The organism is Bacteroides difficilis (assembly GCF_048319815.1).
GTDB lineage: Bacteria > Bacteroidota > Bacteroidia > Bacteroidales > Bacteroidaceae > Bacteroides > Bacteroides zhangwenhongii.
Genome location: NZ_CP182814.1, coordinates 4,811,494 through 4,829,166 on the forward strand (window position 1 = coordinate 4,811,494; position 17,673 = coordinate 4,829,166).

At 42.8% G+C, this 17,673-nt stretch carries 10 protein-coding genes; 9 read left to right on the forward strand and 1 reads right to left on the reverse strand.

The features are described from left to right. Window positions 1-61: 61 nt before the first annotated feature. From ACNOGP_RS18890 to ACNOGP_RS18930, 9 genes are all read left to right on the forward strand, one after another. Window positions 62-2,671: a hypothetical protein gene (locus ACNOGP_RS18890; RefSeq protein WP_418213495.1), complete on the forward strand. Its 2,610-nt coding sequence runs from the start codon at window positions 62-64 to the stop codon at window positions 2,669-2,671. Window positions 2,672-2,752: 81 nt separating this feature from the next. Next, window positions 2,753-5,728, forward strand: coding sequence for a SusC/RagA family TonB-linked outer membrane protein (locus ACNOGP_RS18895; RefSeq protein ID WP_418213496.1), 2,976 nt, complete (start codon window positions 2,753-2,755; stop codon window positions 5,726-5,728). A 19-nt stretch (window positions 5,729-5,747) separates the two neighbouring features. Continuing rightward, window positions 5,748-7,355: a RagB/SusD family nutrient uptake outer membrane protein gene (locus ACNOGP_RS18900; RefSeq protein WP_418213497.1), complete on the forward strand. Its 1,608-nt coding sequence runs from the start codon at window positions 5,748-5,750 to the stop codon at window positions 7,353-7,355. A 23-nt stretch (window positions 7,356-7,378) separates the two neighbouring features. Beyond that, complete coding sequence (locus ACNOGP_RS18905; protein WP_418213498.1) at window positions 7,379-9,127, forward strand: DUF5114 domain-containing protein; 1,749 nt, start codon at window positions 7,379-7,381, stop codon at window positions 9,125-9,127. A gap of 13 nt (window positions 9,128-9,140) precedes the next feature. After that, window positions 9,141-10,259, forward strand: a complete 1,119-nt coding sequence (locus ACNOGP_RS18910) for a glycoside hydrolase family 53 protein (protein WP_418213499.1) — start codon at window positions 9,141-9,143, stop codon at window positions 10,257-10,259. 106 nt (window positions 10,260-10,365) lie between these two features. After that, window positions 10,366-12,813 (forward strand): beta-galactosidase GalB, encoded by a 2,448-nt coding sequence (galB, locus tag ACNOGP_RS18915; RefSeq protein ID WP_418213500.1) that lies wholly within the window; start codon window positions 10,366-10,368, stop codon window positions 12,811-12,813. 270 nt (window positions 12,814-13,083) lie between these two features. Next, on the forward strand, window positions 13,084-13,533 hold the full coding sequence (locus ACNOGP_RS18920; protein WP_418214780.1) for a nuclear receptor-binding factor 2: 450 nt from the start codon (window positions 13,084-13,086) through the stop codon (window positions 13,531-13,533). 47 nt (window positions 13,534-13,580) lie between these two features. Further along, window positions 13,581-16,034 carry a DUF3160 domain-containing protein gene (locus tag ACNOGP_RS18925; protein WP_418213501.1) on the forward strand — a complete coding sequence of 818 codons (2,454 nt, stop codon included), beginning with the start codon at window positions 13,581-13,583 and terminating at the stop codon, window positions 16,032-16,034. After that, window positions 16,034-16,960 (forward strand): CapA family protein, encoded by a 927-nt coding sequence (locus ACNOGP_RS18930; protein ID WP_418213502.1) that lies wholly within the window; start codon window positions 16,034-16,036, stop codon window positions 16,958-16,960. Before ACNOGP_RS18925 ends, ACNOGP_RS18930 begins: the two co-directional genes overlap by 1 nt. 23 nt (window positions 16,961-16,983) lie before the next feature. Here ACNOGP_RS18930 and ACNOGP_RS18935 read toward each other — a convergent pair whose 3' ends face one another. Further along, window positions 16,984-17,670 carry a potassium channel family protein gene (locus ACNOGP_RS18935; protein ID WP_418213503.1) on the reverse strand — a complete coding sequence of 229 codons (687 nt, stop codon included), beginning with the start codon at window positions 17,668-17,670 and terminating at the stop codon, window positions 16,984-16,986. Window positions 17,671-17,673: the final 3 nt, after the last annotated feature.

The window sequence follows — 17,673 nt, forward strand, 5'->3', positions numbered from 1 at the left end:
TTTACCTGATTTACCAATAATTTACCTTTGTCGCTATCAATGAACCGATAAATTTGATAGCATGAAAAGACTATTTATTCTTACCTCCATTTGTTTATTATTCGCCTTTGTCAATATACAAGGGAAATCATCTTCTACACCTTTTATATATATAGACGGAAACGGAGTGATGCGTTGGAGTGACACCCGCCAGGAAGCCTCTTTCTTCGGTGTGAACTACACACTCCCCTTTGCCCATGCCTATCGTGCCTTAGGTTATCTGGGACTTGATCGTAAAGCTGCTATAGATAAAGACGTATATCATATCACCCGTTTGGGATTGAACGCTTACCGTATCCACCTCTGGGATGTCGAACTCACAGACGAGCAAGGAAATCTCCTTGAAAACGAGCATCTCGACCTGATGGACTATCTGATTGCCAAACTCAAGGAACGGAACATTCATATTGTTATTACCGCCCAAACCAATTTCGGAAACGGTTACCCGGAACGGAACATTCAGACCGGTGGTTTCTCTTATAAATATGATAAATGCGACGTGCACTCTCACCCGGAAGCCATTACCGCACAAGAGACCTATCTCCACAACCTAGTGAAACATATCAATCCTTATACCGGAATAGCCTATAAGGACGATCCTTCCATAGTGGGATTTGAAATCAATAACGAACCTTGCCACTCCGGTACGAAGGAAGAGGTAAAGGCATATATCAACCGAATGTTGGAAGCGATTCATAGAACCGGGAACCGTAAACCTGTCTTCTATAATGTAAGCCACAACGAATATGTGGTAGAAGCATACTATGAGACTGCCATTCAAGGCACTACTTATCAATGGTATCCTATCGGACTGGTATCCGGACAAACGCAACAAGGAAATTTTCTTCCCTATATAGACCGCTATGATATTTCTTTTGCCGATAAGGTGAAAGGATTTCACAAGAAGGCACGCCTGATTTACGAATTCGACCCGGCAGATATTATGTATTCCTATATGTATCCGGCTATGGCACGTACTTTCCGCATGGCAGGATTTCAATGGGTTACGCAGTTCGCATACGACCCGATGGACATTGCATACGCCAATACGGAATACCAGACTCATTTTCTGAATCTTGCCTATACACCACACAAAGCAATCAGCATAAAAATTGCCGCCGAAGCGGCACGCAATCTGAGAAGAGGAGAATCATACGGTAGTTATCCTCAAGATACACTGTTTGGTGACGGATTCCGTGTCAGCTATACGGAGGATTTAAGCGAGCTGAATAATGGAAGGAAATACTATTATTCCAACAATACCCACAGCCTTCCCCGAAATGCTTCACAGCTTATGTCCATTGCCGGTTGCGGCAGTTCTCCCGTCGTACATTACGAAGGAACCGGTGCATATTTTATTGACTGTCTGGAAGCAGGAGTATGGAGGCTGGAAGTAATGCCGGATGCAGTGACAGTCAGCGACCCGTTTGCCAAACCGTCACTTGCCAAAGAGGTAGTCAGCATTATCTATGGTTGTTGGGATATGGCTCTTCAAATTCCCGATTTAGGAGAATCATTCACTCTTACCGCACTCAATAAAGAAAACCAACGGAAAGAAGAGACTGTAAAAGACGGAGTTATCCGTAATCTTCAACCGGGTGTTTACTTGTTGAAACGCAAGAACTGCACACCGAAGCAGAATTGGACAACAGATTCCCGATGGAATTCCATTCGTCTCGGAGAGTTTGCAGCCCCTTCCCCGCATACAACAGATTACAAAGTCATCCACAATCCTGCACAAGTCACCGAAGCAGGCAGAGATTTGACAATTCTTGCACAAGTGGTTGGAAACACTTCTCCGGACTCTGTGATTATCTACACAGACAAAGTGTCTTTCTGGAATGATCATAATCCATCTATCAAGATGAAACGTATAAGCGGCTATAGCTATCAAGCTACAATTCCTGCCGCAGAACTACAAGAAGGTTGTTTTAAGTATAACATTATTGTCTGTCGGGGCGACAGTACCCGTACTTATCCTGCCGGAAATTCCGTAAAGGGATTTTCTTTTGGAATAAAAGGAAATCCGTTGGATTGGGATTACATTGCCGATTCATATTGGACTACCCGTATTGTCGCTCCCGACAGTCCAATACAATTATTGAGCGTGACAGACACACATAGTGGCATAAAAGCCTATACGCTTCCCGAATGGAACGACCTGAAACGTACCTTAATCGATTTTTCTCCGATTGAAAAGCCATTACTCCGTTTCGCCTTCACATCCAAAGGAGAGAAAACACATCACTTCCTGCGCAAATCCATTCAAGACGTGCTAAAAGAAAGAAAAGGAAAATTAAAGAGTTGCACCACTCTTTGCATCCGTGTCAACCGCCATAAGAATCTTCCTGAAGGATTCTATGCAGGATTCATCACTTCAGATGGATATACATACAAAACAATTTGCAGTACCCCTTCACCGGAAGGAATCATACGTATCCCTTTGAAAAAGTTGCATCAAGCGGACACGGCATTACTTCCGATAGCTTATCCGACTTTTCTGAAACAATATTTCCATCCGGAAACAGACATACCTTTCCAAATGGAGAAGGCAGAGAAACTGGAATTGTCTCTATTAGGAAAAGACAAGACAGAATCCATCATCGAGCTAGGGGAAATCTGGCTGGAATAAATAAAGTAATTCTATACTCGGTCCAGAACCTAATCTAAAAGTAAATATAATAACAAATCTATTATCAATAACACAGTAATTATGAACAGTAACATCTTAAATCTACGCCATCTGACTGTACTACTCATGTTGTGTACAGCCCTTTTAGGAGGCACGATTTCGGTCTTCGCACAGCAAGGAGGCAAACGAATCACCGGACAAGTGATTGATGAAAACAAAGAACCTATGATTGGAGTAAGTATTCTCATTGTAGGTACCTCTACCGGAACGGTTACCGACTTCGACGGTAATTATACGCTGAATGTGCCGCAAGGCAATAAAGAACTTCAATTTTCTTACGTCGGATACGAAACTAAGATTGTAGCTATCCCAACAAGCGGCGCTACACTGAACGTTCAGATGAAAAGCGACTCACAAGTCTTGAGCGATGTCGTTGTCATCGGATACGGTACGCAACGTAAAAGCGACCTTACCGGGTCGGTTACAAACGTCAGCAGCAAAGACTTCAATATGGGATTGGTCAGCTCTCCCGAACAACTGATAAACGGTAAAATATCCGGTGTGCAAATCATGTCCAACAGTGGTTCTCCTACTTCGGGAAGTACAATCCGTGTTCGTGGCGGTGCTTCACTGAATGCCAGCAACGACCCTTTGATTGTATTGGACGGTGTTCCTTTGGAACAGGGAGGTATCAGTGGTAACGACGGCAATTTCCTTAGCCTCATCAACCCGAACGATATTGAGAGCATGACCATTCTGAAAGACGCATCCTCCACAGCTATCTATGGTTCGCGCGCATCCAACGGGGTTATCTTGATCACTACCAAGAAAGGAAGTTCGGACAAACTGAAGTTTACTTTCAGCACGACTAACTCCGTACAGACACGTACCAAACTGGCGGATATGATGAGCTATGACGAATTCGTAAATACCATCCAAAGCAAAGGTACCGATGCGCAACAGGCATTACTCGGCACCGCACATACAGATTGGAATGACGAAATCTATCAAAACGCATTCGGTACGGACAATAATCTGAGCGTTGCCGGAAAGATAACCAAAAACCTGCCGTTCCGTGCATCCGTTGGTTATTACAACCAAAGCGGGTTATTACGCACGGACAATGCGGAACGTTATACGGGAAGCATCACGCTAAATCCGTCTTTCTTCAAAGACCACTTGAAACTGAATATCAATGCCAAAGGGTCTATCAACAAAAATACATTCGCCAATACCGGAGCTATCTGGGCAGCAGCAACCATGAATCCTACCATTCCCGTATATTCAGGAGCAGACACTTTCGGCGGATATACGGAAGCTATCGATAACACCGGAGCTCCCGTGAACGGAGCGGTCATGAATCCGGTCGGACTTCTCAAAATGAATGATTCCCACAGTACGGTGAAACGTTTCATCGGAAATATCGATGCAGACTACCGGTTACATTTCTTCCCCGATCTGAAGTTGCACGCTACATTGGGTTATGACTATGCACAAGGTAAAGGAAGTGTATATGTCCCGGCTGAGGCGGCACAAAACTATACAACTTCCGGTTTGGACTATACTTACGGACCGCAGAAAAAGGTAAACCGTTTGCTTACCTTATATGCCAACTACAATAAACTGGTAGAATCCATCAAGAGTAGTTTTGATGTAACAGCCGGTTACGACTATCAATATTGGAAATCCACTACCCCGCTCTACTATGAGACAAATACACTCGGAGAAATTCAAAAAACATCCAAAGCTACCGATGACCGTCATGTGCTGTTATCTTATTACGGTCGTCTGAACTATTCGTTCGACTCACGTTATATGTTGACGACAACCGTACGCCGGGATGCCACTTCGCGTTTCGCAAAAAATGTACGCTGGGGTACTTTCCCTTCAGTAGCTCTCGGATGGAGAATGACGGAAGAGTCTTTCCTGAAAGATAACAAGATATTAAGTACATTGAAACTCCGTGCAAGCTACGGCGTGACAGGGCAGCAGGACGGTATCGGTAATTACAATTATCTACCTGTCTACAATATCAGCCAAAGCGGTGCATCCTCTCTGATTGGAGGTAGCCCGATCCACACGTATCGCCCGGAGGCTTACGTACCCGACCTGAAGTGGGAAACGACTACTTCATGGAATGCCGGATTCGATTTCGGTTTTCTGCAAGACCGCATCACCGGTAGCTTTGACTATTATACCCGCCAGACCAAAGATTTGATTGCAACCGTACCGGCTGCAGCAGGTACTACTTTCGACCGCAATATCACCACAAACGTAGGCAATGTAGACAGCGAAGGTATTGAGTTCAGTATCAACGCTACTCCGATACAAACAAAAGACTGGAATTGGGATTTGAGTTTCAACATGACTTGGCAAAAGATGAAAGTGAAAAACCTTTCACTCGCAGCCGGTACTCAAGCTACCAACACTTCCGTAGGGCCGTACATCGACAGCTATCAATTGCAAGTATTAAGTGAAGGATACGCACCTTATATGTTTTACGTTTACCATCAGCTATATGACGAAAAGACAGGCAAACCGGTAGAAGGCGCATACGTAGACCTCGACGGAAACGGGGAAATCAACACCAATGATTTATATCGCTATCATTCTCCGGCACCGGATTACATTCTCGGTTTCAGTACTTCACTGCGTTATAAGAAATGGACGTTAAGCACCAGTCTGCGTGCCAATATCGGCAACTACGTTTACAATGCCATGGCAATGAATGCCGGAGCTTGGGAGACGGTCAGCTATAACTCTTATCAATTGAATAATCTTTCCAGAAGTTATCTGGAAACCGGATTTAAATCACGTCAGTATCTATCCGATTATTATGTAGAGAATGCTTCTTTCTTAAAGATGGATAACCTGTCATTGGGGTACAACTTCGGAGAAATTTATAAAGGATGTAGCCTGAATGTCAGTGCAATGGTTCAGAATGTATTCTGCATCACCAAATACAGTGGTGTGGATCCGGAAGTTCCCAACGGAGTGGATAACTCATTCTACCCCCGTCCGCGTACATTCTCCCTAAATATCGGTCTTAACTTCTAATTATCAAAAACATCCAATCATGAAAAAGATACTTTATATAGCCTTTTACTTTTGCAGCACGTTGCTGTTCACTTCCTGTATAGGCGACTTGGATCAATATCCACACGTAGACGAAACTTCGTCGTCCATTTACACCAGTGCGGAAAACTATAAGTCTGTCTTGGGGAAAATATATACTTCCATGGTAACTACCGGTCAGGAAAAAAATGGTAACGAAGATTTGAGTAGTAACAGTGGTCAGGATTATATGCGTTGCTATTTCAATTTGCAGGAATGCGGTACGGACGAAGTAGCATCTACTTGGCTATCCGGTGACAATGTAACGGGACTGACTTATTTAAGTTGGGACGCCAACGACCCTTGGGTATCGGATATGTATTATCGTATCTACTACAACATCGCTTTATGTAACGAATTCCTACGCAACGCAACGGATGATAAGATCGGCTCTTTCTCCGCCGACGACCAAAAGCAAATACGTACTTACCGTGCGGAAGCCCGCTTCATGCGTGCTTTGTTCTATTATCACGCACTCGACCTCTTCCGCAATGTTCCGTTCGTAACGGAAAATGATCCTTTGGTCGGTTATCTACCTCCCCGCTATACAGGAGCGCAGATTTTCAATTACATCGAAAGCGAACTGAATGCAATCACAAATACAAGTGATACGAATAATTGTTTGTCTGCTAACGGAAGTGATATGTACGGTCGGGCAACATTAGGAGCGGCATATACGTTGCAGGCAAAACTGTATCTGAATGCGAAGGTTTATACCAACACCGACAATCAGGAAATGTATACGAAGTGTATTACAGCCTGCAAGAATGTGATAGCACAAGGGTATTCATTGGAAAGCGATTATGCGAAATTATTCAATGCAGACAACCATCTCCGTACCAATGAAATAATCTTCACCCTTCCGGTGGATGCAACGAATACCGTATCATGGGGGTCTTCTACTTATATCGTTTGCGGAGCAGTAAGTAATACATCCGAATTACAGAAACCGGAGGATTATGGTGTAAAGAGTGGTTGGGGAATGTTCCGGGTACGAGGCAATATTCCTGAATTATTCACAGGATATGAAAATACTGATAAACGATATATGTTTTTCACCACCGGACAAAGTCAGGACGTAGAGATTATAGACGACCAGACGAATGGATACTTTGTAGAAAAGTGGACGAACCTGACCGACTCGAAAGAAACGGCCTCCAATACAGCTGATGGCGGAGTAAATACAGACTATCCCTTATTCCGCTTGGCGGATGTTTATCTGATGATAGCGGAAGCTTTCAAAAGAGGCGGAACGGGAATTGACGCTACTACTGTAGTAGGATATATCAATGACCTACAACAACGGGCATACGGTGATAATAGTAACAATAAGACAGAAGATGAAGTTACCTTATCTTTCATCCTAGACGAACGCGCCCGCGAATTATACTGGGAAGGATACCGACGCACGGACCTGATACGTTACAGTCTGTTCACCTCAAACGATTACAAATGGCAATGGAAAGGTGGAGTCAAAGAAGGTACAGGAGTAAACGATAGATATAACATTTACCCAATACCAACAACAGAGTTGACTGCCAATCCGAATTTATACAATGAAAACTATTAATCACGCTTATACGTATCAACGATATGAAAAAAATAAATAACCTACTCACTTTACTTTTCGTTCTCCTGCTATCGGGAGCATGCGAAAAAGACGGAGACAAGTTCTTCCTCTCCAGTCCTGAAGAAAGCGCATTAATCGCTTCGGCCGATGCAGTCGTACTGACAGAAGCAAGTGCCAAGCTATATGCCTTGTCACTTGCTTGGACAGACCAGACTTTGCAAATAAGCGATGCAAACTATCAAGCGACTACCCGAGTACAGACTACCATACAAATATCACGGTCGGAAGATTTTTCCGGAACAATCATTGAATCAACAGAAAGCGGGCTTTCTAAAAGTTATACAGTTTCTGCATTAAATATCATCGCTTATAAACTAAATGCGACAGCCGAAGAGGCTGCTCCACTTTATTTCCGATTGGCAGGAAGTAACGGAAGTAACATTACTCCTGTATACAGTAACACAGTAAAAGTGATGGTAACTCCTTATCCGATTGATATGCACTATGCCGACATCATCAACAAAGAAACGGTAGCTGACTCCGGCAAAGATTTCTACTCAGCCAATGCAGATGGTCAGTATCTAGGATTTTTCGGAGCTGTAGCTTATGAGGGTATTTATGTACAAGAAGCCGATGGAACAACTTGGCACACAGCTCAGTCCGGTGGTATAGGCACTCCGTTTTTACTGACAACGGATGCAGCTGACGGTACATGGGATATGTGGTTTCCAGGACAATCTGGATGTTATTTTGTCAATGTCAATACAGTCAAGAGGCAATGGAATGCCTTACTAATACCTCAACTGGAAGTAAACGGAATTGACGGTATCACGATGGAATATAAGCGTGCCGATAATCAGTGGAAAGGTGTATTTACAGGTACAGCAGGAACAGATGTTACCATTCAAATCAAAGGAACAGGTAAGTTCTATGATAATACGAGTGTTAGCGGATCAGATAATAGAATTGACGACAGCAAAGCTCAAAATACCTCGTTCGCTTTTGGCGGAACAGCAGGACAACTGACATTCAGCACAGGTGAAAATGTAACAGCAGGAAACATCACAGTGAATGTACCGATGACAGGTGAATGCACGTTAGTTATTGACTTGAATAATCCGGAAGCATGGACGGTCAGTGTGACGGAAGGCGGAAATGACGAACCTACTTATCCTACATATCTAGAAATGCAAGGTGTAGGAGAACTGGACGAAAAAGGTTGGTTAGCCACTCTAAATGCAATATACACAGATGAAGGAGAACTTAGTGGAAGTTATCAAGGAATTTATCAAATGACAATTGGATGGGATACTTTCAAAATAGTAGACCAGATATCCCAAATATGGTATGGCTATGATTCTAGTGATGATTATAAACTCACAGATGGAGAAGGAGGTTTCTGGTTCCACCAAGGGAATTGTAGTAGTTTCATTGTCAAAGCCAGTCTGATAGACATGACATGGAGTGCAACAGAAATAACTCAAATCAATGTTTGTGGTGAATTCAACAATTGGAATTTCGGACAAGACTTGATGACCTATGATGAAGCCACTAAAACATGGAAAGCAACCATTACCATCAATGATTTAGGCAATAACTACGGATTCTATTTTCTATTAAATAAGGATTGGAACTGGACATTACAAGGAACGGCAGAATCCCTCTACTTAACAAGCAGTAGCGGAAACGGAAGTATCATTCCTACCGAAACGGGTACATTTGATATCACCCTTGACATCAGTTCCTTAAAATTTACTATGGTTAAACAATAATCTACAGAAGTTTATGAAACGATTAAAATATATACTACTTACGGCTTCCGCACTACTGTACGGAACCTTCTTCACCGCTTGCAGCGATGATAACGACACTCCCACTTTTCCGGAGAAAACAGAAACAGTTTACGATATGTCCGGCTTTGTTCGGGGAGCAGACGTCAGTTGGCTCACAGAGATGGAAAGTTCCGGCTATAAATTCTACAATGCTAAAGGTCAAGAACAAGAATGTATGTCATTGCTACGTGACTTAGGTATGAATGCTATCCGCTTGCGCGTTTGGGTCAACCCGGCAAATCCGACAGAAAAAGATAACGTATACGGTTGGTGTAACAAAGAAGATGTCGTACTCAAAGCGTGGCGGGCACATAATTTAGGTTATCGTCTCATGATAGATTTCCATTACAGTGATGCTTGGGCAGATCCCGGTAAACAATACAAACCTCAAGCATGGAAAGACCACTCGGTAGAACAATTGCAGGAGGATATCGCCAATCATACCAAAGATGTACTCAACGCTCTGAAAGAAAAAGGTATAGATGTAGAATGGGTACAAGTGGGCAACGAAACTCGATACGGAATGTTGTTCGATGAAGGCAATATAAAGGAAGAAAATGGAACCGTAAATTTTGCCAAGTTCGTAACAGCAGGTTATAATGCAGTAAAAGAAGTTTATCCGCAGGCTAAAGTCATCGTACATATAGACCGTGGAAATGAAATTGGACAATTCCAGAAAGTATTCGGAGATCTACAAGCTAATCAAGCCAAATGGGATATCATCGGAATGTCTCTTTATCCTCAAATGGATCCTGACAATGAAGAAGATACCAATTTTGTTGCAGCAGATTGGCGTAAAATGAACACAGATTGTATCGCAAATATGCAAAAACTCTATGAAGAATTCAACACACCCGTTATGATGTGTGAAATAGGCATGACATGGAACAATGAAAACGCCGAAGCATTTTATACAGACTTCATTACTAAAGCTAAATTACTAGGTACTGATATATGTCCCGGAGTATTCGCTTGGGAACCTCAATGCTATGGCGGTTGGAAGGGATATCACAAAGGTATGTTCGATGACGACGGAAAACCTACCAGTTCATTTAATGCCTTCAAGCGATAAATTTATTGATTAGTTTTTATACCTTTACACCGGCATTACTATGTGAATGTAATGCCGGACATTGACATTTAATAAATCCAACTAATAGTATACCTGAAAAGCAAAAATGAACATGAAACATCCCAAACAGTTATTAACTGTACTTTTGATGGGCGTTGCCTGCACATTGCAAGCACAACGCAGTGAGACACTACTCGAAAAGGAATGGAAATTCAGTAAAGGAGATTTCAAAGAAGCCAGCCAGCCGGAGTTTAATGATACCCAATGGGAATCGGTTGTTATTCCACATGATTGGGCAATCTTCGGTCCGTTTGATGTAAACAATGACCTACAAAATGTAGCAGTCACACAGAACTTCGAGAAAAAAGCGTCCTTGAAAACCGGACGCACCGGCGGACTGCCATACGTAGGCACAGGCTGGTATCGAACAAGTTTTGACGCTCCTGACGACAAAGAAGTAACACTTCTTTTTGATGGGGCTATGAGCGAGGCACGTGTCTATGTAAACGGAAAGGAAGCTTGTTTCTGGCCTTTCGGATACAACTCCTTCCACTGCAATGTAACCCCTTTCCTCAACAAAGATGGAAAAAAGAATACACTCGCCGTACGTTTGGAAAACCGTCCACAATCTTCACGCTGGTATCCGGGAGCTGGTTTATACCGTAATGTACATCTGATTGTAACAGACAAAATTCATGTACCCGTATGGGGAACACAAATCACAACGCCTCATGTCGACAAGGACTTTGCATCCATACGCCTTCAAACGAAAATTGAGAATGCAGGCGAGAAAACACAACTCCGTATCGAAACGGAGATTCTTTCTCCTGATGGAAAAGTCGTTACCCGCAAAGAAAATACAAGCCGCATCAATCATGGACAGCCATTCGAACAGAATTTTATTGTAAATGCGCCTGAACTTTGGTCACCGGAGAATCCGTCACTCTACAAAGCCGTTTCCAGGATTTACGCAGACAACAAGCTGGTAGATACTTACACTACACGTTTCGGTATCCGTAGCATTGAATATATTGCCGACAAAGGATTCTACCTGAACGGAAAGCATCGTAAGTTTCAAGGAGTATGCAATCACCATGATTTAGGTCCGTTGGGTGCTGCTATTAATGTAGCCGCTCTCCGGCATCAGCTTACACTATTAAAAGATATGGGATGTGACGCCATCCGTACCTCTCACAATATGCCGACTCCCGAACTTGTAGCTTTATGTGACGAAATGGGATTTATGATGATGATTGAACCATTTGATGAATGGGATATCGCCAAATGTGAAAACGGTTATCACCGTTATTTCAATGAATGGGCAGAACGTGATATGGTGAATATGCTTCATAATTACCGGAACAATCCGTGTGTAGTAATGTGGAGTATCGGAAATGAAGTACCGACCCAATGCAGTCCTGTCGGTTATAAAGTAGCCAAGTTCCTGCAAGATATTTGCCATCGTGAAGACCCTACCCGTCCCGTTACCTGCGGAATGGACCAAGTGACTTGCGTGCTTGCCAACGGATTTGCCGCTATGATCGACATTCCGGGACTTAACTATCGGGCTCATCGCTATAAAGAGGCATACGACCAACTCCCACAAAATCTGATTTTAGGAAGTGAGACTGCTTCTACCGTCAGCTCACGCGGAGTATACAAATTCCCTGTGGAAGATAAAAAAAGTGCCACTTACGACGACCACCAATGCTCTTCATACGATGTGGAAGCCTGCTCCTGGTCAAATATTCCGGACGAAGACTTTGCGCTAGCTGACGACAACCATTGGACAATCGGACAATTCGTATGGACAGGATTTGATTATCTGGGTGAACCATCGCCATACGATACAAACGCATGGCCTAATCACAGTTCAATGTTCGGCATCATCGACCTTGCCAGTATCCCTAAAGACCGTTACTATCTTTATCGCAGTGTATGGAACAAAAATGCGGAAACACTACATATCCTGCCGCACTGGACATGGCCGGGACGTGAAGGGAAGGTTACTCCCGTATTTGTATACACCAACCATCCTACAGCCGAACTGTTTATTAACGGTAAAAGTTACGGCAAACAAAGTAAAAACAACAGCTCGCTTAAAAACCGTTACCGCCTAATGTGGATGGATGCTGTATATGAACCGGGCGAAATAAAAGTAGTGGCCTACAATAAAGATGGGAAAGCAGTAGCTGAAAAAATTGTCCGCACTGCCGGAAAGCCTCATCACATCGAACTGGTGAGCAACCGCAACGAACTGACAGCAGACGGAAAAGACTTAGCCTATATCACCGTCAAAGTGGTAGATAAGGACGGAAATCTATGTCCCGCTGACAGCCGACAGATAAATTTCTCCGTAAAAGGGGCAGGCAAGTATCGTGCCGCTGCTAATGGCGACCCGACAAATCTGGAGCAGTTCCATCTTCCGAAAATGCATGCCTTCAACGGAATGCTGACAGCCATAGTACAATCCGGTGAAACAGCCGGAGAAATCGTACTCACAGCGAAAGCAAGTGGAGTGAAAGCTGGAAATATTCGTATCCAAACGAAATAACACATTTCAAGAACAAACAATATCTTAATCTGCCACCGGATTGCACTTCTATCGAAAGTCGTCCGGTGGCTTTTATATATAAATACAGGCAAGACCTTTTCTTTTGCAAGAAAAGGAGCTTATAAATGCAAGTTAATATTTATCTTTGCATCAGAAAAAATTACGGATATGTCATATAGGACTTCTTTCCTCCTCTTAACAGGTCTTATGCCTATATTCTGTTCATGCCACGACAATAACAGGTTTGAATGGAAGGTTGCTCAGAAACACATGGAAGTGTCTCTGAATAAAGAGTCCGACTCACTTTATGTTATCCAGCTGGACACGGATCGTCCCAGTCATTCCACCTGGGAATTGCCCTACCCTGTCTATCAATTTGATTATGGAGATATTACAGGAAACGGAGTTCCCGAAATCATTGTCGGAGTTATCAAACCGACAAGATTTGATCCCAAACCGGACAAACGGTTATTTATCTACCGGATTGCAGATGAAACTTATATCCGTCCGCTTTGGTTAGGGTCAAGGGTAGCACAACCATTGGAAAACTTCAGAATAATCCGTGAAGAGACTCCCACACGGATACGGACTCTAGAACGGGAACGCAGTGGGAATTTTCTAGTCGCAGAATACATCTGGAGAGGATTTGGTCTGGATTTCAAGCGATACTTAAAACGGGAGGTAAAAAAACAGGAAGCCATACATATCCTCAAACATTAGCTACTATCATCATACTATATAACGTAATTAATTGAATGGAAATAAACATGAAACGACTATTATTATTCACCTGTATACTATTGTTCATTCTCTGCGGATGCAAGAATAAGAATAAAAATAAAAACAACCAAATCATGCCCGCTGTATCTGCACAAACAGACACAATTACCAATCCCGTTTCCTCGCTGTTGACTGATACGGTACTACCTCAGTCCATTGATTTAAAGCAGGATATCAGCCATCTTTCTTTTCAGGAACTACGGTTATTACGCAGTTATCCGTATGCCATACATGGCTATCATTTTATGGAAGCGGATATCAATGCTTTTTTCTCAGCCAATACCAAATGGTACAACAACTTAGTCAATGATATATATTGGGACACAGAAGAAGGAAAAGGTAAGTTTGCAGAAAGCTATGAAGAGGTCAACCTGACACCTGAAGAAAAAGTCTTTGTCGACCGTATTGATGCACGTATGACAGAACTACGCCAACATCAATTCATACAACGGGATTCCTATTACCTGGGAAATACAAATAACATCGTCAACTTGTTCCAATTTAAGGATATAGACAAAGAAATATTGGAGAAACTACAACAGAACAACTTTGTCATCACAAAAGGAAATAACCTGCAACTCTTTCATGCCTACGAAGAAAACGACTACCGCCAAGTACCTAATTTTATTACTACCGACCTGTATCTGCAAGCATTCCACATGTATTTCTCTTATATCCTAAAGAGTCTGGAAAAGCAACATATCATTCCTACACTCGAAATGCTATGCCGTTCTTTCAATGCAACCTGCATCAAGCTGGCCGAACAAACGGAGGACGAATCCCTGAAAGATATGGCTGAACACGCAGCAACCTTCTATGCCATCCCTTATTATCTGCTGACCAATAAGACGCTTACCGTTCCCTCCAAATATGAAACAGAATATCAGGAAGAAATAGAGCACATTAATAAACAGGAAGATAACTTTTCTGACTTTCTTTCATACAAAGATGCATATTTCCCGTATAGCCTTTTCAAGCCTCGTGGACATTACACGCGAGAACCGCAATTACAAGCATATTTCAAAGCAATGATGTGGCTGCAAACTGCCTGCTTTTGCAGGGAGCAACAGGAACAATTGAAACGTTCCATTTTTCAAGCTGCCGTACTTTGTACTTACAAAAGTATAGACCAGACACCACTGATAAAGTTATATCAACATATCTATACCCCACTCACATTCCTAATGGGGGAAGCTGACAACCTATCCATCTTTGATATCGCCCGAATTTTGGAAAAGAATAATGCCATACATATTGAAGACGCACTGACAGCCGGACAAATAGAGAAAGTAAATCAGACTCTTATTGAATTGGCAAAACATAAAAACAACATAAAGCCTCAGATAGAAGTCACTTGCCGGGATAAAATAAATTTTATGCCACAACGGTATCTATCTGACAATGAAGTAATTCAAAAGTTAGTTGATGTCAATCCCAATAGTCAACGAGCCTACCCGAAAGGTTTGGATGTATTCGCGGCCTTTGGCACAGGTACTGCTGAAAGTTTGTTGATTGACTTTTATAAAGAGCCTAATAACTGGAGCGAATATTCCAAAGAATTACAACAACTAAAGGATAAATTCAAAACAAGTAAATCCACACAACTCTCTGTCTACGAACTATGGATGAAGAGTTTGCTCACCATGCAACAAACGGACAAAAATAATCCGGGATTCATGCAAACCCCTGAATGGGGATACAAGAATCTGAATACTGCTTTGGCTTCTTGGGCAGAGTTAAAACACGATGCCATACTTTATGGAGAACAGCCGATGGCTGCTGAATGTGGAGGTGCCGGACCTCCCGATCCAATCGTTGTAGGATATGTAGAACCTAATCTACCTTTCTGGAGGAAAATGGAGAACATTCTCCAAGCCACCCGATTAATCCTGCAACAGAACGATTGTATGACCGATGACCTGAAAGGAAAAACCGATCAATTGAATGACTACGTCACCTTCCTTATTCAAGTAACAGAAAAAGAACTGAGAGGAGAGAAACTGACAGAACCGGAATACCGGACACTGGAATATATGGGTAGCAGTATTGAGTATTTCACTTTATCTGTGGTTGACCCAGATTTGCATCTGGATGATTGGTCATTAGTACAAGGTCCGGACAAGTCGATAGCCATAGTAGCCGATATTTATACCCGCAATATAAGGGGTTGTAACAAGAATGGAATACTACATGTAGCGACAGGAAATGCCAACAATGTTTATGTCGTAGTAGAAATAGAAGGCAACCTCTACTTGACTCGCGGGGCGACCTTCAGCTATTACGAGTTTGTCCAGCCACTAGGCACAAGGCTTACCGATGAAGAATGGCAAAAAATGCTGGAAGAAAAGAAAGCACCCGCCGTACCGGAGTGGATGAAGAGTATCCTGATAGAGAAGGAGCCTCATGTAGATGAAAGAGTTTTTTATAGTTCCGGTTGTTAATGAACTTTTATCAGATAAGCCGAATCACAGCTGGCATTGGAATCATATTCCTAATGCTGGCTGCCTGTCAACAGCCTTCAGAAGAATGTCTGTCTATCGCTTTCACAGGAGACGTCCTTTTGGACAGGGGAGTACGTCAACAAATCCGGAAAAAAGGTGTCGAACACTTATTTGAATCAGTCACACCACTGTTCCACTCCGTAGATGCAACAGTTATCAATCTAGAGTGCCCTATTACCTCCGTTCGTTCACCACTGCACAAGAAATATATCTTCCGCGCTGAACCAATATGGGCAACAGCTCTATCCCAAGCCGGTATTACTCACGCTGCTATGGCAAATAATCATACAATAGATCAAGGACGAAACGGATTGACAGACACCAATCAATATCTCTTATCCTCCGGAATTACTCCGGTAGGCTACGGAGATATTTCCTCACAAAGTTGCCGACCTGTTCTTATTAAGAAAGGAAAGATAGAAGTGGCACTTTATAACTCCGTTGCACTTCCTTTGGAAAACTGGGTATATCTGGAAAACAGTCCCGGTATCTGTCAGCAACCGATAGAGGAACTGAAAGAAGAAATCACAAACTTCAAACGGCAGAATCCCCAAAGTTACATAGTCGTTATTCTTCATTGGGGAGTAGAATATCAGCCCCTCCCTACCCTTGTCCAAAGAAAAGGTGCACACTCGCTCATTCGCGCCGGAGCGGATGCAATCATCGGACACCATCCTCATATCATTCAAAAAGAGGAATATTACGATGGCAAACCAATCTTTTACAGTTTGGGGAATTTCGTATTCGACCAGCACAAACCGGAAACTACGCAAAGTTTAATTGTACAACTAAACTTTACAACCACAGAATGCAATGTCCAACTTCATCCTGTGGTTATTAATCATTGCAAACCGGAACTCCAATAGCCGATATTCACATAAAGCAATTATCAGATAGCTTTCCAGAAAGCCTGGAAATCACGGTATTTACCGTAACAAACCAATTCGTCCCCCTCATTTACTTTCTCATCCTCCGGCAAATTGTTTTTCATATGAAGCTCTGTCAGGGAGATCCCCAAACAATTGGTTATTTTATCCGCACGTTTCAGCCCGATAAGTTTTAAATGAAACTCTCCATCCAGATTCAGTTCATTCACAAAATATCCCACAAACTTCTTCGGTACGGTAAACTTCACTACATAATATTCCGAGTCAATACGGAAGCCCTCCATATTTGTCCCGAAGTCAAGTAATTGCACCAAGTTACGTGCAGCATCTTCTTCCGGAGTCAGAATCTTCTCCAAGTTGAAAGCCTCCAATACCGCCTTATGCACGCCGTCAATTGCACGGGCATAAATACGGGCTACTTTCTTCTGTTTCAGCAGGGCCACTACCCGCACAGACGCACCGAAGTTTTCGCCAATCGCCACAATCACCACATCCACACTATTCAGCGGAAGTACCGACAAAGACTGTTCGTCCGTCGCGTCAATTACAAAAGCAGTAGCCACCTTATCTTTGATTGCGTCCACACGGCTTTCGCTGATATCCGCACCAATAATTTCATGTCCCAATGCAGACAACTCTTCTGCCAACACATGACCATAATTCCCTAAACCAATAATAATATACTTCATATC